Genomic DNA, 20,803 nt, shown 5'->3' on the forward strand with positions numbered 1-20,803 from the left:
ACGATCGGTAGCACGCCAAAAGAATTCGTACTTGGCAGCACAGTACCATCGCATTGCAGCACGTCGTGGAAAGAATAGAGCAGCGGTAGCCGTAGGGCATACCATTTTAACGATTGTTCATATCTTGTTAACGCGAAGACAAGAATATGTGGAACTCGGTTTTGGCTATTTCGATCAACGAAAACGTGAGATCTTGATCAGTAGTTCGATTAAGAGGTTAGAATCCTTGGGGCTTACTGTAAGATCCAAGAACAATCCGCATAAAACAGGAACGTACATTCGTTTTAAAAGCACTTATCCGGGGGCTTAGTTTCCTATTGCCTAAAAACCGCTTAAAGCTACTTTTTAAAAAACGAAACTCAAGGGTACGATGTTCTAGCGTGATAAAGTGCTCAGAGTTACTTTTTAATTTTCAGGGCAGAATTTATATGCTTTGGGGTAAGCGAAGCTTACCCCTTATTTATTGAAATTGGGAGAAAGGTCGAAATACATGAACTTGAAGGATATTTGATTGGATTATATCCAATGATGTCTCATGACATCGGCGGTTGGGGTTAGTTTCATTGGATTTATACAGTAGAATATGAGGAAACAGCTCAGAAGAGCTGGTTTTGGAGCATTCTGTTGGATTAACTCCAATGAAAGCGGGCAAATAAGGTGAATGAGCCTGAGTTGATTGTATTTTATCCAATGGAGCAAATGAGGGGAGATTGTCGGATATGTGTATACAAGATATTAACCGTAGGGAAATTGAAGGAGTGCTATCTCGTGGACCGGATCGCGGAGTATGTGAAGCGCATTGGGCCGTATGCCAAGGTGCAGATGATAGAGGTGCCGGACGATAAGGCACCGGAGAGCATGAGGCCTGGTGAGGAGCAGCAGATGCGTATGAAGGAGAGCAATCAGCTGGCCTTCGTGATCTGCGGCTTACTGGAGTTGTCGAGCGAGCTGCCGCAAAGCTGAATACTAATGCCTATCTGCCGAATCCAGACCGATAAACATTAGAATGCCGGTAAGCATTAAGCTAGCGAGAGGATAATGTTCGACAAATGTTTTATGCGGATCTAGGATCCAAAGATTTTAAATGGAAAGGTGAGCATGATAGGCTGATCAACCAGGTAACCCTTGTGGATTGCTGTAGTTCACGAACACTCATGCCCACAGAGGGTCATGCGCATACCTCATTTCCACCACATCCCATTTTGGTTATTTTTCTGGAAAATTGTAAACCCTAACGATGCTAACAGTTTTCGTTAACGTTTATTTGTTGGGGGGCACTTTGCAAAATGAGCGTATTTCAGAAATGGATGAAACATAAGCTATCCCATTCCCCCGAGCAGGAATCCCGGAAAAATGAGGATATGGCTAGCAAGGTTACGGTAGACACTTGTTTAACGGCCAATATTGATTGGATCATACAGCGGCTGGGAAACAGCACGGATCTGATCATGAGACGATTTAAAATGGGTGAAAACGGTACGCAAAATGCAGCCATCTTTTATATCGAAGGCATTTCCGACATGAAATCGATCCTGGAGCCTTTATCCATGATTCTACATGAACAAGCGAAGCAAGAGGTCCATTGGCCGGTATTAAATGCTGAAGATTTTATTCAACGTCTGTTGATTCCCGTAGGATCGGTCAAGAAGGTAGTTGACATGAGCGCGCTTTTGCAAGCGATGCTCTCCGGAGATACCGTTATTCTTTTTGATGGAATAGAATACGGCGTTGTTGCCAGTTCGCGGCAATGGAAGGGTCGCAGTATTGAGGAGCCCAGTACCGAGCCTGTGGTGAGAGGACCGCGAGAGGGCTTTACGGAAGTGCTGCGTACCAACACAGCGCTTCTACGCCGAAAGATCAAGGATCCCAATTTATGGATGGAAACCCTTCAGATCGGGAGAGTCACGCAAACGGATGTCGCATTTATGTACATCAAGGGCATCGCCAGCTCGGTAGTGGTCGATGAAGTGCGCAATCGGTTGAAGTCGATTGACATTGACAGTATTTTAGAGAGCGGATATATCGAGGAATTGATCCAGGACAAGACCTTCACCTTCTTTCCGACGGTTTATAACTCGGAGAGGCCCGATGTGATCGGGGCCGAATTGTTGGAAGGCCGGGTCGCCATTTTGGTGGATGGAACCCCGGTTGTGCTCGTTGTGCCGGCGATATTCGCTGAATTTTTACAGGCTTCGGAAGACTATTACCAGCGGGCCGATTTCGCCACGTTCATTCGGATCATCCGATATTGCAGCCTTGGCATCACGCTTCTGGCACCCGCGCTTTATGTGGCGATTATCACGTTCCATCAAGAGATCCTTCCTCCCCAATTATTGATAAGTTTGGCCGATGCCCGGGAGGGAGTCCCGTTTCCGGCCTTCGTGGAGGCCGTCTTGATGGAGCTCGTCTTTGAAATCTTGCGGGAAGCGGGGGTTAGGATGCCCAAAACGATGGGTCAGGCCGTATCCATCGTGGGTACGCTCGTGATCGGACAGGCGGCTGTGGAAGCCGGACTTGTTTCTCCGGCGATGGTCATTATCGTCTCATTGACGGCGATAGCCAATTTCGTTATCCCATCGTACAGTGTTGCGATTTCCCTCCGCCTTCTCCGTTTCTGTATGATGATGTTGGCCGCTTCCCTTGGCATATACGGGATTTTGTTAGGTTTGTTTGTGACCGTATTTCACATGTGCAGTCTTCGTTCCTTTGGCATTCCCTATATGAGCACATTCGCGCCGTTCCATTTGGCCGATCAAAAGGATGCTATCCTCCGGGTACCCCGGTGGGCTATGGTCTCAAGACCCAGTTATACAAAAAATCGGAATTACATCCGGATCGGATCTGACACCGGTCGCACAAAGCAAGATCCATCCGGGGAAAGTTAGTTCCCATTCCTAAGGAGGGAGGAGCGTCCGTGTGCAAAACAGTTTGGAAATGGCTGCTGCTTAGCCAATTGATTCTGCTTCTGACTGGTTGCTGGAACCGCAGGGAACTTAACGAGTTGTCCATAGCGGTGGCGATGGGACTTGATGTGTCGAAGGATAATCAATATACGGTTTCCGTCCAACTGGTCAATCCCGGAGAGATCGCTTCCAAGAAATCGGGGGGAGGAACCGGCACCCCGGTATCTACGTTTCAGTCTCAAGGGCATTCCGTTTTCGAAGCCCTTCGAAGAATGACGACTAAGCTGAACAGAAAAGTTTATTTGTCCCACCTGCGCATGGTAGTAATCGGAGAAGAACTGGCCCGGAGAGGCATTGCCGATTCGATTGATATACTTTCCAGGGATCATGAAATGAGGACCGATTTCTTTATTGTCGTGGCAAAGAAAGCAAGGGCCGAACAAGTTTTGGAGATCCTGACCCCACAAGAAAAAATACCGGCAAATAAATTGTATTCCTCTTTGGAGATGGCGGAAAAGTCGTGGGCGGCAACGGGCAAAATTACGCTGGATAGGGTGATCGACGACCTGCAAAGCGAGGGAAAAAATCCCGTTTTAACCGGTCTTCTTATGATAGGCTCCCCAAATGAGGGGAAGACAGCGGATAATCTCAAATCTTCCGCCGTGCCCGCTCTTTTGCAGTATAACGGTTTGGCGGTATTTAAAAGCGACAAGTTAATCGGATGGTTGAACGAAAACGAAAGCAAGGGCTATAACTATATACAAGGAAAGGTCAAAAGCACCGTGATCGTCAACAAATGCCCGGGAGGCGTAATGGAGGTGGAGCTCATTCGAACAAAGACCAAAGTCAGAGGAGCATTGACAAGCGAAGGAAGGCCGCAAATCGATATCGATTTGCATGCCGAGGGCAATGTCGGGAACGTCGCATGCGATATCGACATGTTGGATCCCTCCTCCATTCAGCAAATCGAACAGATGACCGAACGGAATATAAAGGAACGTATCATGGAAGCTGTACGAACGACGCAAACCCATTTTAAGACCGATGTCCTCGGTTTCGGCGAAGCCGTTCACCGATCTTCCCCCGACTATTGGAAGAAGTCGAAACAAAATTGGGATTCCATCTTTACCGATCTGACGGTTCATGCAACCGTTGCCGTTGATATTCGCCGAGTCGGAACGACCAACCAATCGGTCAAATCGAAGGTAAGGAAGTAGCCATGTGGACAGTAATAGCATCCATCGTCGCTATCGTCTTTCTGATTCTTTTGGAGCTGCCCGCGCTGCGGAAAGGAAAGCAGTATAAAGAAATGACGGTATTTGGCTTTTTGCTAACCGTTTCATTGACCATTTTTATCATGCAGACGCTGCACATCCGTGTTCCGAATCCTCTTGAGCTTATTTCGGCAATTTATGAACGACTCGGTTTGGTGACGGGGTAATACGGGATAGCAGTCATAAGCGGAAGGGGTTCATTGATCGTGAAGGAAAAGGAAAATCGTATCATTGACGTTCATCAGTTTACGATCCTGGCCATTTTTTTCGGCGTCGGCACATCCATCCTGATCGCTCCTTCTCCCTTGGCCGCCGATGCCAAGCAGGATGCCTGGATCTCGTCTGTCATTGGGATCGTCGCGGGTCTATTGCCGATTGCCATATATATAAGACTATCCAATCGCTTTCCCCAAAAAACGGTGCTCGAGATGAACGAATTGATTTTTGGAAAGTGGTTGGGGAAGGCCGTATCCTTGTTGTATACTTTATTTTTCTTTCTGCTCAGCGTCCTGATGCTTGGAGATATCGGGTATTTCTTAACGACGGAAGTCATGCCGGAAACCCCTATTGTTTTTATTATGGCTTGTTTGATGGTTGTAGTGATTATGGCGACTCGTAAAGGGCCGGAAGTGATGGCAAGGGGAGCGGAAATCTTTTTCCCTTGGGTGGTAATATTGTATGTTATGCTCGTTTTGATGCTGGCTCCCAAAATAGAAACAGTAAGAATACAGCCCGTGCTGGAGAACGGATTCCTTCCGGTCTTGAAAGCGGCCCTGCCCTTTTTAAGCCTGCAGGAATACGTTATTCTTATGATGATTTATCCCTTCGTGAAGGTTTCGAAAAAGACCGCTTCCGCCTTTTACGTCGGAACTCTAATAGCCGGGGTCATGCTTGTCATCATGGTATTGCTGTGTATTCTGGTATTGGGACCAAACTTAACGGCATCCAACCTCTATCCCAGCTTTACGCTCGCCAAAAAAATCAGTGTCGGAAGAATTTTTGAACGGGTAGAGGTGATTATTGGAGCCTTATGGCTCATTACCATTACGTTTAAATTAATTTTGACCTTCTTTGCAACGGCGCTCGGGACAAGTCAGGTTTTTCAATTCAAATCGTATAATTTTCTAACGGTACCGCTTGGCATGCTGACTATTGCCATGGTCTTGCCGGCTTATACAAATATTGTTTATGCGATGGATTTCATTCGCCGGGTTTGGTCGGCTTATGCTTTAACCTTTATGTTTGTACTTCCTCTTATAACCTGGATCGTGGCCTCCGTTAGAAAGCCACTTAAAGAAGAAGAGGGTTGATGCCCGTTGTTGATTTCGAATCTTTTCGAACGCTGTGTGCCAGCTATCCAATCAATTCCATCGAATCCGAAGAGGATCTGCACGTGCACGATTTTTTGCTGCGCCGGGAAGTGAAATAACTCCTCCAGTGAAGACGGTGGACTTCATTAAAAGACGACGATGCATCGGTTAAAAAGCATGTATAAAGGATCATGGTTAGTGCTGTTCTATTTTAATAGAAAGGATTAGTTCACTTACCAAACTGTATTTAATGGCAAGCGCTTTGTTTTGTCTGAAAATTTAGCCGTTATAGCGTGTAAGGAGAACCGTATCACAAATAGTGGTAAAGCGGAAAGTTGAATTGAAAGTAGATGCTGGAATGCTCACTCTGCGGGAGGGGGCCTAAGTTACAAAATCCACACATGTGGAGTGCTGTGTGTTGCCCGTGAGGATGTAGCATTTTTGAGAGCCGCATTTACCATAAAACAAATATTACGAAACTCAAGAGAATCTTGCTTGAGTTTTTATTTTATTAGAGCATGAAAAGGAAGTTGAACATTTTTGTAGAAAAATGTAGTAATGAACAGTGGACATATCTCTTAATTTAATAGAGCACAAGACCAGCATCTGGACTTCCCACAAACCTCATTACACAAGATTAAGCCCAAGCCATACTCTTGTGTAAAGGGGTTGTTTGTTTTGAAACGAAGAAAGTGTGGCGAAATCGCTGGGAATCATCCCTACCATGCTGAGTCGATGGGTATACGAATATGAGCAGCATGGTGACAAAGCCTTTATAGGCAATGGTGTTTCTGTTCCTAACACGGAGTTGGAGATTCAGCGCCTGCAAAAGCGTCTGGAAGAGCTGGAATTGGAAAATGAAATCCTGAAAAAAATTCAGGAATACTCGAAGCGGTGGGAGAAGTCAAATACACCTTCATCCGGAAACACACCAAGAAGTACACCGTAAAGCTGCTCTGCAGTCTCCTTAAGGTAATCCGGCAGGGCTACTACGACTGGCTAAAGCGTCGTAAAAGCAACCGCGCCATCGATAGCGAAATGCTTATCGACGATATCCGCAAGATTTACACCGAGTTCAAAGGGCGTTATGGCAGTCCGCGGATCGCGTTGGAACTTTGCCGCCGAGGTAAGTTCACGAGTAAAAACCGAGTGGCACGGCACATGCAACAAATTGGAGTAGCGGCTCTTCCCTGGCGAAAAAAGAAAGTGACCTCCCGCAAGCCTTCCTCCGAAGGAGTTGCTGAAAACTTGGTCAAACGGGTTTTTGACACCAAGGTCAAACACGTCTTAGGGGTCGTCGACATTACCTACATCCCTTTGCAGACCGGTGGTTTTCTGTATTTGGCGACATGGATCGATGTATTTTCAAGAAAAGTTGTAGGCTGGGCCATGCAAGCCCGGATGACCGATCAGTTAGTAATCGACGCGTTCAAACAGGCCATAGACAAGGAGCACCCCCGGTCGGTCTTATGATTCATACCGATCGAGGTTCCCAATATACAATCAGGCGGTTTCAAGCCATTGTCAGAAGCTATGGAGCGATCATCAGCATGTCCAGACGGGGAAATCCTTATGACAATGCAGTCATGGAATCTTTTTATAAAACATTAAAACGCGAACTAATGAATCAAGGAGGGTTTTCGACCGCAGGGGAAGCGAAACGTGCTATTCTTGAATATATCGAAATGTTTTATAACACCAAACGCATGCACTCCGCTCTCGGTTATAAAACGCCTCTGGAGTACGAACTACAATCTAGGTGATTCTTTGGTCTTAACTATGTGTCAAGGAGATCGGGGGGAGTCCACTCCGCGGCTGTCGAAAATACCTTACATCGAAAGTATGATCCTCACTCTCCAATCCCATAATAGAAGCATGCATGCAAATTCAAGGCATGTCATAACAGGAGGCGATTATGAAGGCTGTAACTTTCAATGGCATGAAGAACATGCAAGTGACGCAGGTAGCGGATCCGACGATTCAGAAAAAAGACGGGATTATCGTCAGGATTACCTCGACCGCCATATGCGGTTCCGATCTCCATATATACCAGGGGGCGATTCAAGCCCAAACCGGATACGTGGTCGGACATGAACCGATGGGCATCGTCGAAGAAGTGGGCCCTGAGGTGACAAAGGTCAAAAAAGGGGACCGGGTCGTGCTCCCGTTCAATATCTCGTGCGGCAGCTGTCATTACTGCCAGCATGAAATGGAGAGCCAATGCGACAACTCCAACCCCAATCCCCAAGTAGATACGGGAGCTTACTTTGGGTTTACCGAACGTTACGGGAATTATTGGGGCGGACAAGCCGAAATGCTTTACGTGCCGTACGGCAATTTCATGCCGTTCGTTATTCCGGAGTCATGCGAATTGGAGGATGAGAAGCTCCTGTTCTTGTCCGACGTGCTGCCGACGGCCTATTGGAGCGTGGACAACGGCGGCGTGAAGCAGGGGGATACGGTGGTGGTGCTCGGCTGCGGCCCCGTTGGCTTGATGGCGCAAAAATTCGCCTGGATGAAGGGGGCCAAACGGGTCATCGCGATCGACAATCTCCCGTACCGGCTGAACCATGCCAAAAAAATGAATAACGTCGAAATCTTCAACTTTGAAGATTTCAAAGACATGGGGCTGCATATAAAAGAAATAACAAGCGGGGGTGCGGATGTCGTCATCGATTGCGTCGGAATGGACGGCAAGAAGACGCCATTGGAGGAGGAAGAGCAGAAAGCCAAGCTGGTTGGCGGAACGCTCAGCCCGATCAACATCGCGATGAATGCGGTGCGGAAATTCGGCACGATTCAGATTACAGGGGTATACGGTTCTAAATACAACCAGTTCATGTTCGGAAACATTTGGGAACGAAACGTGAAGCTGACCATGGGACAGGCGCCCGTGATTCATTACATGCCGATGCTGTATCAAAAAATTATGGCAGGCGAGTTCGATCCGACGGAGATCATCACGCATAAAGTGCCGCTCGATCAGGCGCATAACGCGTACAACACCTTTTACAACCATGCGGACGAATGCATTAAATTCGTCCTGAAGCCTTAAATGATGGCATGAGAAGAGGGGCTGTGCCACGGGGTGTTGTACCCTGAGGGACAGCCCCATGTGTTTAGCCGATTTTTCGTCAATATTGGCGGGACCCAGTTTCGTTATAGGGCTAAAACCGCCAGGTTTACAGCAAGCTCCCGGAAGACCCGATCCGCGCCTTCGGATAGGTTTCGAAAGCCCGCACCGCCGCTTTCGCAACCTCAATGTCGTTTGCGACCGTACTGCCGCTTGCGCCGACCGCCCCGACGATTCTCCCTTCGAACGACAACGGAATCCCCCCTCCGAACACGACCACGCGTCCGTGGTTGGTCGTATTGATCCCGTACAGCTCCCCGCTCGGGACCGCCAACGGAGCAAGGCTCGCCGTGGGCATTTTTAGCGCGACCGCCGTCCATGCCTTATTATGGGCGATGTCGACACTGGCCAGCCAGGCATGGTCCATCCGATGAGAAGCAACGAAATTCCCGCCATCGTCTACGATGGCGATCACTTCCGCGATCCCGAGATCCCTTGCCCGGAGTTCCGCTGCGTGAATCAACACTTTGGCGACTTCCAGAGTAATTTTCAACATCTGCGTCCTCTCCCTCTCGACTGATTCGATACATGATATGTATGAATCATACGCTTTAGGTATGCATTCGATCCCGTCATCATAGGCATTTGTACATCCATGAATGGAGCGGGTAAAATTCCGCTTCTTTTCTTGCTCTCAATTGTGTTATGACGGAAAGGAACGGTTTGTGGAGACAATACAGGAGAACGCCGACCCCCATAACATTCGGATTGTGAACAGCGGCGGTTCTTTGATCTCTATGGAAACCGCTAAGCTGCTGGCCGACACCGACCATAGAAGTCCGACTCTTCGAAGTTCTACGAAGGAAGAACGGCGGGAGGGCAGCAGTCCGCTTTATGGCCTCAACGTGAAAGAAATGGAAATTGTCCGATATCTCTCGGATGGGTTGAAGTATAAAGAAATTGCTCAGCGGATGCACTTCTCAGAGAGTACCATTAAAAATTATGTGTCCATCATTTCTTCCAAACTAAACGTGGATATTCGCACCCAAGCTGTAAATAAAGTGCAAGGCTTGCTGTAACTCCTGTTTAAAGCAACAAAATCTCAGAAGCGCTACATGCCCTGCAGGCATGTAGCGCTTCTTTTATGCGAAGATAGTTTGCCCCACGCCCAATCGAGGCATATCAGAAAGTATACCCGAAGGTTATGTACTTTCCACCCTAGATACGCGGGATCATCTTTTTTATGCTTAAGTCGTGAAATCATGAGACTCACGTTCGAAGAATGGGGAGGATACGGTTATGCATACTGTTGTAAAAATTCTAGGTAAAGCACTAATGATCTTTTTGGTTTCAGCAATCATTCTCGGCTACATTTGTGTACAGTACGGAATTGTTGGCGCCAAGCAAGCGGGACTTGTAGTAGAGAAACTATCCAACCCGGATTTTCACTACTCGCCATGGATTTATGTACTGTATGCCCATATTATAACCGGGGGTATAGCTCTTGGTGTGGGACTGTTTCAAATGCTTCGCAAACCCAAGAACGGAAGGTCACCACTGCACCGATGGCTAGGCAAAATATATGTAAGCTGCATTCTTGTGAGTGGTATTGTTAATATTTATCTGTCTCTTTTTGCATCAGGAGGATGGATTACGCAAACCGGATTTTTCTTGCTGGACGGTATATGGATGGCAACGACTTTGACCGCTGTTAACCGGATCCGCAGCAAGCAGATCCTGGCCCATCAGCAATGGATGCTGCGCAGCTATGCGCTAACATTTTCCGGTGTGACTTTGCGAATTTGGCTGCCGCTGCTCATGATTCCGTATGAATTCGAATCTGCCTATCCCATCGCGGCGTGGTTGGCATGGGTGCCTAATTTGCTTCTTATCGAATGGGTGATACGTAGGAAAGCCAGCCGTACTACTGCGCTCATGGGACAAAAGGCCATCGGAAATTGAAGGGTTCGAAGGGCTTCGGCTTCGAAAGACTAGGCCTGATCGCAGCGCTTCTCCTGCTCGGATCCTGCACTTATATGGTTTATGTGGTCGTGGCGTCCTTCACGGAGATCAAGCAGCCTTATTTCATCGTATACATCGCAGTAATAATTGCCGTCGTGATAATCGCAAGAAAGTAAACCTTCGAATGAAAGGACTCCTATACATGTCGAAACGTCAATATATCATCTTCACGCTGCTTCTTAACGGAATCGTCCCTTGGGTGCTTTACGTCTGGATATCCGACTAAAAATGGATGATCAAGTTGTAGCCGTTGTGGTCCTCGATACGAAGCAAAGCTCGAAATATACAGCATTAGAATGGAAAGATAGGGAAGGGAGGCCCGCGTGTATTCATAGGTTGGCTGTATACCCCGAATATCAAGGCAGAGGATTAGGCAAGCAATTACACAAAAAAACAAATGACGAGGTGTTCAATGATTATGCGAAAAGCAAAGATATCTATTATTTTCTTATTGCATTCTAAATCGTTGCTTATGCAGTTATTCAATATGGATTCTATGATCCGAAGCTAGCAGGATTAGTTCAATATAAGCTTAAAAGTCCAGACTTCCATGTAACGCCATGGGTATATTTCTTATATGCCCACATTGCTACAGGATCCGTGGCTTTGTTAATCGGCCCCTGTCAAATTTTTCGTAAGCAAAGGAATAAACCTCTAAGAATATTCATAGAAGCTTCGGAAAGATATATGTCGCATGCATTTTTATAAGTGGTTTAATCAACATTTATCTATCAATGTTTGCTAGTGGTGGATGGGTGGCTCGGACAGGATTCTTTACGATGGATTTGATCTGGATGTATGCTACGTATATGACTGTTGCTAAGGTTATGAAAAAGGACATTCAAGCACATCGAAATTGGATGCTGCGTAGTTATGCGATTACTTTTGCAGCAGTAACCTTAAGATTATATCAAGTGCCACTAATGATACTATAGGAATTCGAGCCTGCCTATAAAATCTCGGCTTGGTTATGCTGGGTGATTAATCTTCTTAGAATTGAACTTGTTATACGTAAGAGAATAACAAAGTCAAAATTACAAGCTGTGGAGGTTTAGAATGAATAGTGTACAAGATGCGAAAAAGAATTTGGCTTTATCAACAAAAAGAGGGATCCCATTAATCATAAGCGGAATCTTATTTTGGATATTAGCGGGTGTGTGCGGCAGTCTTTTTCCGCAATCAATGGTTCTATGGGTGTATATTTTTGGTGTAGGACTCGTGTTTCCAATCGGGATCTTGATTGCAAAGATCATGAAGATCGATATTATTGCAAAAGGTAATCCGCTAGGCAACCTAGCCGCCACGATCGGCAGCATGCAAATTTTATTTGCTCCAATAATCATTACATTGTATTTTCACGAACCTGCCTGGATCCCATTTGTGTTAGGGGTACTCAATGGAGCACACTTTCTTCCTTATGTCTGGGTGTACAATAGCAAAACGTATTTATTGCTCAGCCTAGCTACCGTAGTGGTTGCAACAGTTATCGGACTTGGTTTTCTGAAAGAAACCTTTTTATCGACTCCGTTCTGCATAGCTGCAATTTATTTGGTTTCTGCATTTGGCCTTAGAAAAGAATGTAGCAACGATTTATCAATTCTAAAGGGTTTAAACCAATGAAGGAAATAAGAACAATGAGTTTATTGTGGTTCCGCTTCTTGTTTGGCTTGGTTTTTGGGCTGCGGGCTATGAAATGGAATGGAGGGCCTTCGGGTTAGGGGCACTCGGTTAGTTTATTGCGCTATTTTTGCGGTGGCCAATTAGTGCGATTGTCATGAAAATGCCCCAGTAGAAGGCTAAAAATATTATCGTCGCGAGCTCTGGGGTATTGGAGGAAAGCACACGTCTTATTCTAATTGCAATTACATCCGCTGCATCATCTTGGGCGATATCGGTTGGTCAAGGTTGGGCGGCCATTGAAATTCTATTCACAATGGTAAGTATCGTCGCAATCGCATCGAATGTCGCCGAAAGAAGCTGTAAGCCGAGCAGATGAACTGCTGGTGCGCGTAGGTCTGAAGGCTGCGGTGAAACGCAAAATCGGAGGGTATTCCGGGGGGATGAAGTAGCGACTCGGATTGGCACAAGCAATCATTCATCGTCCTAAGCTACTAATCTTGATGAGCCGGTGTCTGCGCTTGATCCGCAGGGGCGCCGGGAAGTCATGGAGCTTCTAAGAGAAATGAAGCAGGAAACAACGGTTCTCTTCTCCACGCATGTTCTGCATGATGCGGAGGAAATAAGCGACGATATCATGATTATGGATCAAGGGCATATTGTCGTGGAGGGAGATCTGTCCTTCGAATGCAAGTGCACGCCTCCGATTTCGATCGCTTGACGGCATTGTCTTTCATCATCCGAAGCCGCAGGGGCTGGTTTATCCACGACGGCTTGAGAAAGGCGATGCTTCAAGATTTCAGACTTCGGAAGCCTCAGGAATACCAGCGTTTTCTAGAACGCAGCATGTCTTATTTGTACCGTCATTTCGAGGGAAGCGGCTCCACGGAGGAGAGAGCGCTTTACCTTTCCGATTTGCTTTATTTGCTGTGAGACAGCACGATAAGAGCCACTTTTTTGGATGAAAATGATTCGCAAAAGTATTACTTTAAAACAATTCGGGAGGATTCCATCGGGGAATTGGAACAATACATCCGTAAATGATTAACTCTAGCCTGTTCTTAGAGCTTGGGCAGGATGTCATCCGTCTCCTGATCAACGACAAAGGGGAAGCGGGGGCGCTTTTGATCTTCATCCCGATTCATCAAGAATCGCTTCAGATCTTGCAGAAATATCCGGTATCCAGGAGCTTTTTCCGTTCCTTGTCTCCCGCACAGCTGCAACGGAATCTCCCGCAGGCTTGTTTTTTTATCACATTGACTTGTGGGGAGACCCGAGCGCTGCATCGCGGCAGAACTTTTTCCGATTGATCATAAGTCTTTTGCTTCAGGGAGGGATCTTCGTCATCTCTTCGCCGATCGAATTTTATCTTGAGGTGAATCGAGGTCTAGGGTTTACTGAAGTGCCGGAAGCGCTTCATTGGGATTATGGACCGGATCTGCCAAGCAAAACCCTCATGCTGGATGTTCGAGGCGACAAGCTTCATTCCTATATTAAAAATATGATCACAGCGTCCGCCATTTTACTTGACCCCAAGTTGTCGGAGGGGATGTTCGAATTGACCGAATGGTAACGGGAAGTGGCGAATATGCTCCTGGTCTGCTCCACCAATGCCGAAATTGCCTCGCGCCTCCGTATCACGGAGATCACCGTGAAGAAACATTTGAGCAGAGTATACGAAAAAGCTCATGTTAAAAACAGGGCGGAGTTTTTAAGGAAGTTGATGAGGAAGGAATGAGCAGAAAACCCTCTCTGACAGTGCGCTAAATTTCACCGTATTGATGATACGGTAAACCTACCATAAGTAAGCACAAAGTCATCGTTAATTGAAGCGTCAAAGTACAGTTCAATGTCCTTGACGCTTCTCTGGTCGGGATTGTCACCAACGTTTATGGTGATCTTGTTTATTATGGAGTGAAGCAAGTCCTTCTGTTTCACTGGCTCAACTTTCGTTATGACGGTTGAGAAACCTGTTAGGACTTGGTGAACCTGCTCAAAAGAAACCTCTTTTATGGTTGATTTATTGAGTTCATACTCTGTATCGACCGACTGATGTTATTTTTTACGATACGATAAAGATATGTAGCTGAAAACCGAGCAATATTAAGGTGTTTATCGTCAAAGGGATAGCTTGGAAATGAAAATGAAAATGAACATTTGGAAGATAGTATTGGCAATCATGAGTATAAACGAGTAAAGACAACATTTTCTCGATAGATTGCGATAGATGGACGTAGTTTTACTTTTCATACTCTTTGACACGACGATAGAAAGTATTAGGCTTCATATCAAGCCGTTGTATGGCTTCTGTTGCTGTAATCCGTTCTGCCTTCCATTCTTTATAAGTCTTCTCAAACTCAGGTGTGATTGCTTGTTTTGGCGCTGATTTGTCGGAGGAATACGGAAGGAGCCTAGCCCGGAAGGCCGGGCTTTTCGTGCATCTCATCCGCAACAAGTAACCTACATTTTTCACCAATCTTGCAGAGCCGTCGGGGACGTTCCCTGACTTTTTTTTTTCGCAGGCGGTGACGGCACGGTCAATGGACATACTACAGTGAAGGAACCCTAACGAAAAAGGAAATGAGGATATACGAATGACTGCTGATCAAACAACCAAACAACTGACCGATATCCCTTTTTCGGTGCTTGACCTGTCTCCGATCGTCGCCGGCGGCAGTCCCGCCGAATCGTTCCGGAACACGCTGGATCTTGCCCGGCATGCCGAGATGTGGGGATACCACCGGTATTGGCTTGCGGAGCACCACAATATGCCTTTTATCGCGAGCTCAGCCACTTCCGTCGTGATCTCGCACGTCGCCGCAGGTACGTCAACGATTCGAGTGGGTTCAGGCGGGATCATGCTTCCGAATCATTCGCCGCTCGTGATCGCGGAGCAATTCGGAACGCTTGAATCCCTGTATCCGGGACGCATCGATCTCGGACTTGGACGGGCGCCGGGTACCGATCAGCGTACCGCCCGGGCGCTGCGCCGCGGCGGCCGGAATGACACCGAGGATTTCCCGGAGCAGCTGGATGAGCTGCGGGCGTATTTCGATCCTTCGCTGGCATCAGGACCCATGCCCGTCAAGGCGATTCCCGGCGAAGGGTTATCGATTCCTGTCTGGCTGCTCGGCTCCAGCGGGTTCAGCGCCCAATTGGCCGGTAAGCTCGGTCTTCCGTTTGCCTACGCTAGTCATTTTTCGCCTGCCAATACCGTGCCGGCGCTGGAGTTGTACCGCCGTTCCTTCAAGCCTTCGAAGGCGCTGGAGAAGCCTTACGCGATGGTCGGCGTGAATGTTGTCGCCGCCGACACGGATGAGGAGGCAAACCGGCTGGGAACGACGCTTCAGCAGCAATTCCTGAATCTAATACGGGGCGAAGAAGTTCCGCTGCAGCCGCCGGTCAGAAGTATGGATGGTCTATGGACCGAGTACGAGCAGCGGGCGGTCCATCAGCAGCTCGGGTCTTCCATCTTCGGCAGTCCGGGAACGGTGAAAGATAAGCTCCAATCGTTCCTGGACGACACCCAGGCGGACGAACTGATGGTCATTGCCCAGGTGTTCGACCATAAGGCTCGCCTGCATTCGTATGAGATTGTTACGAATCTGTTCAAATCGTAAGCCGCGTACGATAAATGAATGTGCCACGGCCGGATCAAGCTGAGCCGCGAGAAATCGATTGGCTGGATCTATCCTCGGATCATCGGCAATCCTGAGCCCATCGCGCAAAAAACCACTCTATACCATACCCGGAGTGGTTTTTTGCGCAGCTTTGCGTCAAGATCTCTTCTTCATGCGGGCGCCGATGTCAGGCGGAAGGCGGTCCGCCGCCGAGTAGGTTCACGGCGAACCGTCGGCGGCAGGAATCGGAGCAACGACAGACGGTGTTACCTCAAGGTCACGGGCAGGCAATACTCAATGACATAGTGTTCGCAATGCAGGGCGATCTCCGTCACGGACAGGTCCGTCCGGTACAAGAGCATGTACGCGGCCTTTTCGACACGTATCCGCTGAATGAAATCATAAAGATTCTCGCCCATGATGCCTTTAAAGATCCGATGAAAATGATAGGGAGAAAAGCCCGCCACCGCTGCAAGAACCTGCAGGCGCAATTCGGTGTCCAAGTGTGAATGGATGTGATCGATCACTTTATTGATGCTGCAAACATATTCGCTGCAGCTCATGCGCGCTCACTTTCCGTACCCGATTGGTCACGGCGTACCGTATTCTGATCTCATTTTAATCGTGTTTCTCCATCTTCGCATACTTTTCCCGTTGTTGAACAAACTAGTTGAGGTCTAATTATCCAAAGGGAGGACATGCGCATGAACCCTAAATATAAGCCATTATTTGAAGACTTTACGCTGCGAAGCGGCATCCGGCTGGACAATCGAATCGTCATGGCCCCGATGACGAACTGGTCGTCGAATGAGGACGGCACGGTGTCGGCCACCGAGGTCGACTATTACATCCGTCGCGCCGGCGGCGCCGGCATGGTCGTGACCGCATGCACCTATGTCACCCGCAACGGCAAAGGGTTCGCCGGCGAGTTCGGCGCCGACACCGACGACATGATCCCAAGCCTGCGGCGTCTTGCGTCCGCGATCAAGGAAAAAGGCGCCGTGGCGCTGCTGCAGATTTTCCACGGCGGGCGCCTATGCCCGCCGGAGTTGGTGCCGGACGGGGATATCGTGAGCGCGAGCGACGTGCCGTCGGAACAGAACGGGAATGTCAGGCCAAGGCCGCTCCAGGATGACGAGATCGAAGCCATCGTGCGCGACTTCGGGGAGACGGCGCGGCGGGCGATTGAGGCGGGCTTCGACGGGGTAGAGATTCACGGCGCGAACGGATACCTGCTGCAGCAGTTTTTCTCGCCGCATACGAACCGCCGCGACGACCGCTGGGGCGGGGATTTGGCGAAACGGCTGACGTTTCCGCTCGCGGTGGTGGAGGAGGTGAAACGGGTCGTCGCCGAGCATGCCAAACGGCCGTTTGCCGTCGGATACCGCTTCTCGCCGGAAGAACCGGAGGAGAACGGCATCACGATGGACGACACGTTGAAGCTGGTCGACGTGCTCGCGGGCCAGGAGCTGGACTACCTCCATGTGTCGCTCATGGACTTCCGGTCCAAACCGCGGGTCGGGGCGGACGACAGCAAGTCGCGGCTGCAATGGATTGTGGATACGGCCGGCGGACGAACGCCCGTCATCGGCGTCGGCTCTGTACATACACCCGAGGAAGCGCTGGAGGCGCTGCTGACGGGCGCGGCGCTGGTTGCCCTCGGCCGCGAGCTGATCATGGAGCCCGATTGGGTCGCTAAGGTCGCGGAAGGCCGGGAGGCCGAGATCGCGACGACGCTCAGCAAGCAGGACCAGCGCCGGCTGGTCATCCCGGATCCGCTCTGGCAGGGCATCATGGGCGCGCCGGGCTGGTTCCCGGTGGTGGACTGAAACCCGGGGAAGACGTCGAGACGGAAGAGCAGGTCGCCTTCCTGAAGCGGAACAAGTGCGATGAAGTGCTGGGGCATTTCTTCGGCAGACCCGTGCCTGCCGGCGAATTCGAGGCGGCCTGCCTCGCGCCCCGGCATACAGGTACGATTTCACGCCGGGGCCCACATACGCCTTCCAGATGATCAGGTTGTAGGGATTTGTCCAGTCGCTTTTACCCCCGAACATCTCGTGCAGCCGTTTGTTGTTGAAGATAATGGTGCGAAGCGCGCGAACGTCGGCTTCATCGCCTATACCAGCATCGGCCGCGCGGACGACAGCACCATCTTCCTCGCCGAAGTTCACCGGGCGACGGAAGCGGCAATCCGCGACAGCGGCATTCCGTACTCGTTCCTGCGCAATAACTGGTACACCGAGAACGAGATCGGCACCGTTCAGGCGGTGCTCGGCGGAGCGTCCTGGCTGACGTCGGCCGGATCCGGCCAAGTAGGATGGGCGGCGCGCTGCGATTATGCGCACGCGGCCGCAGCTGTGCTGGCCGGAAGCGGTCATGAGAACACCGTTTACGAGCTCTCGGGCAAGCCGCTCACGCAGGAGCAGTTCGCCGCGGAACTTGCCGGCGTGCTGGGCCGCGATGTTCCGGTGCAGCAGGTGGATGACGAGACGTACGCCTCCATCATGGCGGGCGCCGGCGTGCCCGAGCCTGTGGTGCCGATTGTGGTGGCGATTCAGCGCGCGATCCGCGAAGGCAATCTGGACATCGAGAGCGGCGACTTCGAGAAGCTGCTCGGCCGCCCGGCCGAGCCAGTGAGCGGCGTGCTTCGCGGTATGGTGAGCGAACGGAAAAAGCAGCTCATCCCTCATCCAACGATGGAATTATTGGATGGCATTACTCCTCATTACATGAAATTGGATATTCAGTATGTGCAAGGAGTAGCTTACGATACTAAGAAACAACGAATTGCCCTAGAATTTTTACATAAAGCACAAGAAATCGGATCGATTCCATTGGCAGAGGGAGTCGAAACAAGAGTAGACTTTGAATGGTTGAAGCATAACGGATATCAACTTTTTCAAGGATATTTATTTGGCAGACCTTCTCCTAACATCTAAGAGCACAGAGTTACTTACAAATCTTCAATGCAAGCAACTAGGAAGAGCTAAGTATTAACTTAAAAAATGAGCAAACACCGAAATAATTCTACGGTCTGCCCATCTTTTTGAGGATAGCGTATGGAAACGCCGTTCCAGAAGAGCGTTACGATTGCCTGCGGCAAATCGGCGATATCCGCTATGCCCCCGGCGACCGGATCCTTGCTACCCAGCATCAGCAGCGCGGAAAATGCATGAGACATCAGCATGGCACTGCCCTCCGCCAATTTTCCCTCGTCTATCGCACACTGAAAAGCATCTGCCAGAACGACATGAATCTTTTGCTCCTCCAGCCGAACATCCTGCAGTTGCTCCGCATTCAGAATGGAAGCGCGATCCGCATCATCGATTCGAAATCGACGTGGATTTGGGCAAATTTAATCACCGCAATGTGCTCGAGCTTAGACCGCAATTCACCCGGCTGCGCGAGAATCCTTCGAACATTCTATAATTTTTGTCTGCCTTTCCGTTCGTGGGATAAGAAAAAACTAACTCCTGCCCAACGTTTGGGTTTAACGGATAAGCAATTCACCTTGCAAGACATCATATACTTCATGTAAAAGTAAATTTGGAAAAATTATCAATTTGCTCTATATTAGATTTAGATATGTATTGAAAGGAGTGTTAAACCATATTCAAGTTTTATAAAAATAACGTGAGTTATTTCATTGGTGTAAGCTTATTAATAATCCTATTCGACCTTGTTATTGTTAACTCTGTACTGTTTAAAGAGAATGATCAACTCCTGACCATTGGTGTTTCGTTAGATTTTGTTGTTGTGATACCCTTATTACTATACTTCCTTATTTATCGAAACTTAAACAAAAAAATCATATCGATTCTTCCTTTTGCTCTTTTAGGGTATATAGCTTTATCGTTGATCATACCCAATACAGGTCAAGGAAGACTTGAAGTTGTAAAATATATTCTCATCCCAATGGAACTTATGTTCCTTTGTTATGAGATTTATAAAATCTATCAAATCCTAATTAGTTTTAGACACAATATTACAGTTGGTTCACACCCGATAGAAACGCTTCGGAAAAGTCTTGAAGCAACATTCAGTAATTCTAAAATAACATCTTTACTTGTTCATGATGCATCTGTCTTTTACTACGCGTTATTCTCTTGGAGAAAAAAGCCGTATTTACGAACTGGTTCTACTTTGTTTAGTTATCATACAAATTCAAGCTGGCTTATAACAATATTGATATTATCTAAGATACTTTTAATTGAAGGTGCGTGTATTCATATTCTCCTTATGCAATGGTCACATACCGTTGCATGGGTACTTTCATTAGGGAATATATATGTCATTATCTTATTAATTGCTGATTACCGAGCTATGAGTTTAAATCCAATCTTAGTTTCAAAACAAGAGATAAGAATTCAGTATGGCATTCAGATGTTATCGTATATTGAAATAGATAATATTGAGTCTGTCTCTATGATTAAGTTTGAGAAATTAACCAAAAAAGATTTGAAAACATCAATTACGCCCCTTGTTATAGAACCCAATGTACTTATTCGTTTGAAAAGTAAGATTACTGTTATCCGTCTGTTTGGAAAGCGACAAATGGTCGATCAGGTTTATCTATTCTTAGATAAACCTCATGAATTCCAAGTTGAATGTCATAAGTTAATGGATAAACAAAATAATATTTGATTGTAAAACCAAAAGGACAGCTGTTGCCGCTGAATCATAATGCCCAAAAGCTGACGGAATTGCCTGTCCAGGGATTGACGAATATAATGACCGTATCACAGTAAAGGAAAAGGACGCCTCCATAAAACGTGTACCTGTTAGCGCAGGTACACCGGAGACATCCTCTCACAAAAAATAACATGGTCATTGTATCAAATTATGAGCTGGTTGAGAAGGTCACCGGCGTTTTTTGTTAGGTGTGTGGAAATCGTGCCTTGCCCCTGTTGTGGCGAAGGACTTAAGGTTATTGGTAGTCGAAGGCGAATCTGTAGGAATGCGACTGGAGAAGTTAAGGTATTCA

At 48.0% G+C, this 20,803-nt stretch carries 29 protein-coding genes and 3 pseudogenes; 27 read left to right on the plus strand and 5 right to left on the minus strand.

Translation table 11 applies throughout. From position 1 onward, the window contains the following. The 10 genes and pseudogenes from G519_RS45825 to G519_RS0133525 all read left to right on the plus strand — a co-directional run. Nucleotides 1–310, plus strand: a pseudogene (locus tag G519_RS45825) (hypothetical protein); the annotation flags it as partial. Between the two features lie 347 nt (nucleotides 311–657). Then, the gene (locus G519_RS45830; protein WP_244280307.1) at nucleotides 658–963 is read left to right on the plus strand and encodes a 23S rRNA (pseudouridine(1915)-N(3))-methyltransferase RlmH; all 306 of its coding nucleotides are present in this window, start codon (nucleotides 658–660) and stop codon (nucleotides 961–963) included. Between the two features lie 323 nt (nucleotides 964–1,286). After that, entirely contained in the window at nucleotides 1,287–2,885 is a 1,599-nt protein-coding gene (locus G519_RS0133490; RefSeq protein ID WP_029198338.1) for a spore germination protein, read from the plus strand. A gap of 29 nt (nucleotides 2,886–2,914) precedes the next feature. Next, nucleotides 2,915–4,120 carry a Ger(x)C family spore germination protein gene (locus G519_RS0133495; protein ID WP_036634795.1) on the plus strand — a complete coding sequence of 402 codons (1,206 nt, stop codon included), beginning with the start codon at nucleotides 2,915–2,917 and terminating at the stop codon, nucleotides 4,118–4,120. A 2-nt stretch (nucleotides 4,121–4,122) separates the two neighbouring features. After that, the gene (locus G519_RS0133500) at nucleotides 4,123–4,344 is read left to right on the plus strand and encodes a hypothetical protein (protein WP_029198340.1); all 222 of its coding nucleotides are present in this window, start codon (nucleotides 4,123–4,125) and stop codon (nucleotides 4,342–4,344) included. A gap of 39 nt (nucleotides 4,345–4,383) precedes the next feature. Next, nucleotides 4,384–5,487 (plus strand): GerAB/ArcD/ProY family transporter, encoded by a 1,104-nt coding sequence (locus G519_RS0133505; protein WP_051253922.1) that lies wholly within the window; start codon nucleotides 4,384–4,386, stop codon nucleotides 5,485–5,487. A gap of 694 nt (nucleotides 5,488–6,181) precedes the next feature. After that, nucleotides 6,182–6,436, plus strand: a complete 255-nt coding sequence (locus tag G519_RS50755; RefSeq protein WP_051253923.1) for a hypothetical protein — start codon at nucleotides 6,182–6,184, stop codon at nucleotides 6,434–6,436. Then, nucleotides 6,382–6,960 carry an IS3 family transposase gene (locus G519_RS49475; RefSeq protein ID WP_084160465.1) on the plus strand — a complete coding sequence of 193 codons (579 nt, stop codon included), beginning with the start codon at nucleotides 6,382–6,384 and terminating at the stop codon, nucleotides 6,958–6,960. Before G519_RS50755 ends, G519_RS49475 begins: the two co-directional genes overlap by 55 nt. Before the next feature lie 77 nt (nucleotides 6,961–7,037). Further along, nucleotides 7,038–7,250, plus strand: a complete 213-nt coding sequence (locus tag G519_RS51150) for an integrase core domain-containing protein (RefSeq protein ID WP_161632978.1) — start codon at nucleotides 7,038–7,040, stop codon at nucleotides 7,248–7,250. A gap of 152 nt (nucleotides 7,251–7,402) precedes the next feature. Then, nucleotides 7,403–8,542 (plus strand): zinc-dependent alcohol dehydrogenase, encoded by a 1,140-nt coding sequence (locus G519_RS0133525; RefSeq protein ID WP_029198342.1) that lies wholly within the window; start codon nucleotides 7,403–7,405, stop codon nucleotides 8,540–8,542. 127 nt (nucleotides 8,543–8,669) lie between these two features. Here G519_RS0133525 and G519_RS0133530 read toward each other — a convergent pair whose 3' ends face one another. After that, a complete protein-coding gene (locus G519_RS0133530; protein WP_029198343.1) occupies nucleotides 8,670–9,116 on the minus strand; it encodes a GlcG/HbpS family heme-binding protein in 447 nt (148 codons plus the stop codon). Between the two features lie 169 nt (nucleotides 9,117–9,285). Here G519_RS0133530 and G519_RS0133535 point away from each other — a divergent pair, with 169 nt between their 5' ends. The 11 genes from G519_RS0133535 to G519_RS53785 all read left to right on the plus strand — a co-directional run bounded on the left by G519_RS0133535 (nucleotide 9,286) and on the right by G519_RS53785 (nucleotide 13,937). Further along, the gene (locus G519_RS0133535; RefSeq protein ID WP_161632979.1) at nucleotides 9,286–9,639 is read left to right on the plus strand and encodes a response regulator transcription factor; all 354 of its coding nucleotides are present in this window, start codon (nucleotides 9,286–9,288) and stop codon (nucleotides 9,637–9,639) included. Between the two features lie 220 nt (nucleotides 9,640–9,859). Further along, the gene (locus tag G519_RS0133540) at nucleotides 9,860–10,522 is read left to right on the plus strand and encodes a DUF2306 domain-containing protein (protein WP_064743576.1); all 663 of its coding nucleotides are present in this window, start codon (nucleotides 9,860–9,862) and stop codon (nucleotides 10,520–10,522) included. Then, on the plus strand, nucleotides 10,519–10,698 hold the full coding sequence (locus G519_RS0133545; protein ID WP_029198346.1) for a hypothetical protein: 180 nt from the start codon (nucleotides 10,519–10,521) through the stop codon (nucleotides 10,696–10,698). Before G519_RS0133540 ends, G519_RS0133545 begins: the two co-directional genes overlap by 4 nt. Nucleotides 10,699–10,810: 112 nt before the next feature. Further along, nucleotides 10,811–11,044 (plus strand): GNAT family N-acetyltransferase, encoded by a 234-nt coding sequence (locus G519_RS48140; RefSeq protein ID WP_029198347.1) that lies wholly within the window; start codon nucleotides 10,811–10,813, stop codon nucleotides 11,042–11,044. A 254-nt stretch (nucleotides 11,045–11,298) separates the two neighbouring features. Beyond that, a complete protein-coding gene (locus G519_RS52615; RefSeq protein ID WP_244280308.1) occupies nucleotides 11,299–11,517 on the plus strand; it encodes a DUF2306 domain-containing protein in 219 nt (72 codons plus the stop codon). A 121-nt stretch (nucleotides 11,518–11,638) separates the two neighbouring features. Beyond that, on the plus strand, nucleotides 11,639–12,202 hold the full coding sequence (locus G519_RS45850) for a DUF7010 family protein (RefSeq protein WP_051253924.1): 564 nt from the start codon (nucleotides 11,639–11,641) through the stop codon (nucleotides 12,200–12,202). Between the two features lie 544 nt (nucleotides 12,203–12,746). After that, nucleotides 12,747–12,920, plus strand: a complete 174-nt coding sequence (locus G519_RS53780; RefSeq protein ID WP_174806685.1) for a hypothetical protein — start codon at nucleotides 12,747–12,749, stop codon at nucleotides 12,918–12,920. Next, a complete protein-coding gene (locus tag G519_RS0133570) occupies nucleotides 12,887–13,132 on the plus strand; it encodes a hypothetical protein (protein WP_029198348.1) in 246 nt (81 codons plus the stop codon). Before G519_RS53780 ends, G519_RS0133570 begins: the two co-directional genes overlap by 34 nt. A 107-nt stretch (nucleotides 13,133–13,239) precedes the next feature. Further along, entirely contained in the window at nucleotides 13,240–13,509 is a 270-nt protein-coding gene (locus G519_RS0133580) for a hypothetical protein (RefSeq protein WP_029198349.1), read from the plus strand. Continuing rightward, entirely contained in the window at nucleotides 13,506–13,772 is a 267-nt protein-coding gene (locus G519_RS0133585; protein ID WP_029198350.1) for a hypothetical protein, read from the plus strand. Before G519_RS0133580 ends, G519_RS0133585 begins: the two co-directional genes overlap by 4 nt. Before the next feature lie 6 nt (nucleotides 13,773–13,778). Then, a complete protein-coding gene (locus G519_RS53785) occupies nucleotides 13,779–13,937 on the plus strand; it encodes a LuxR C-terminal-related transcriptional regulator (protein ID WP_127528271.1) in 159 nt (52 codons plus the stop codon). A 501-nt stretch (nucleotides 13,938–14,438) separates the two neighbouring features. On the opposite strand, the gene G519_RS51420 is transcribed toward G519_RS53785, so the two are convergent. Beyond that, entirely contained in the window at nucleotides 14,439–14,747 is a 309-nt protein-coding gene (locus G519_RS51420; protein ID WP_029198351.1) for a hypothetical protein, read from the minus strand. A gap of 46 nt (nucleotides 14,748–14,793) precedes the next feature. On the opposite strand from G519_RS51420, the gene G519_RS0133600 reads away from it, so the two are divergent. Then, complete coding sequence (locus G519_RS0133600; protein ID WP_029198352.1) at nucleotides 14,794–15,819, plus strand: LLM class flavin-dependent oxidoreductase; 1,026 nt, start codon at nucleotides 14,794–14,796, stop codon at nucleotides 15,817–15,819. A gap of 266 nt (nucleotides 15,820–16,085) precedes the next feature. Here the strand turns inward: G519_RS0133600 and G519_RS49500 are convergent, their stop codons facing one another. Beyond that, nucleotides 16,086–16,382, minus strand: a complete 297-nt coding sequence (locus G519_RS49500) for a helix-turn-helix domain-containing protein (RefSeq protein ID WP_084160469.1) — start codon at nucleotides 16,380–16,382, stop codon at nucleotides 16,086–16,088. A 141-nt stretch (nucleotides 16,383–16,523) separates the two neighbouring features. On the opposite strand from G519_RS49500, the gene G519_RS0133610 reads away from it, so the two are divergent. Further along, nucleotides 16,524–17,648, plus strand: coding sequence for an NADH-dependent flavin oxidoreductase (locus G519_RS0133610; RefSeq protein WP_029198354.1), 1,125 nt, complete (start codon nucleotides 16,524–16,526; stop codon nucleotides 17,646–17,648). Between the two features lie 132 nt (nucleotides 17,649–17,780). Here the strand turns inward: G519_RS0133610 and G519_RS53925 are convergent. Continuing rightward, nucleotides 17,781–17,906, minus strand: a pseudogene (locus G519_RS53925) (L-dopachrome tautomerase-related protein); the annotation flags it as partial. Between G519_RS53925 and G519_RS52625 the strand changes: the two are divergent. Beyond that, a pseudogene (locus tag G519_RS52625) lies at nucleotides 17,901–18,485 on the plus strand (SDR family NAD(P)-dependent oxidoreductase); the annotation flags it as partial. The pseudogenes G519_RS53925 and G519_RS52625 overlap by 6 nt on opposite strands. A 30-nt stretch (nucleotides 18,486–18,515) precedes the next feature. Next, a complete protein-coding gene (locus G519_RS52630) occupies nucleotides 18,516–18,758 on the plus strand; it encodes an EAL domain-containing protein (RefSeq protein ID WP_268614351.1) in 243 nt (80 codons plus the stop codon). A 59-nt stretch (nucleotides 18,759–18,817) separates the two neighbouring features. Here the strand turns inward: G519_RS52630 and G519_RS0133620 are convergent, their stop codons facing one another. After that, a complete protein-coding gene (locus G519_RS0133620; protein WP_029198355.1) occupies nucleotides 18,818–19,006 on the minus strand; it encodes a hypothetical protein in 189 nt (62 codons plus the stop codon). On the opposite strand from G519_RS0133620, the gene G519_RS51435 reads away from it, so the two are divergent. Both G519_RS51435 and G519_RS0133625 read left to right on the plus strand, forming a co-directional pair. Continuing rightward, nucleotides 18,988–19,248 carry a hypothetical protein gene (locus tag G519_RS51435; RefSeq protein ID WP_164826790.1) on the plus strand — a complete coding sequence of 87 codons (261 nt, stop codon included), beginning with the start codon at nucleotides 18,988–18,990 and terminating at the stop codon, nucleotides 19,246–19,248. The two genes, G519_RS0133620 and G519_RS51435, sit on opposite strands and share 19 nt — an antisense overlap. A gap of 204 nt (nucleotides 19,249–19,452) precedes the next feature. Then, the gene (locus tag G519_RS0133625; protein ID WP_029198356.1) at nucleotides 19,453–20,463 is read left to right on the plus strand and encodes a hypothetical protein; all 1,011 of its coding nucleotides are present in this window, start codon (nucleotides 19,453–19,455) and stop codon (nucleotides 20,461–20,463) included. The last annotated feature ends 340 nt before the right edge of the window (nucleotides 20,464–20,803 follow it).

This window comes from Paenibacillus alginolyticus DSM 5050 = NBRC 15375 (assembly GCF_000422905.1).
GTDB classification, from domain to species: Bacteria; Bacillota; Bacilli; order Paenibacillales; family NBRC-103111; genus Paenibacillus_E; species Paenibacillus_E alginolyticus.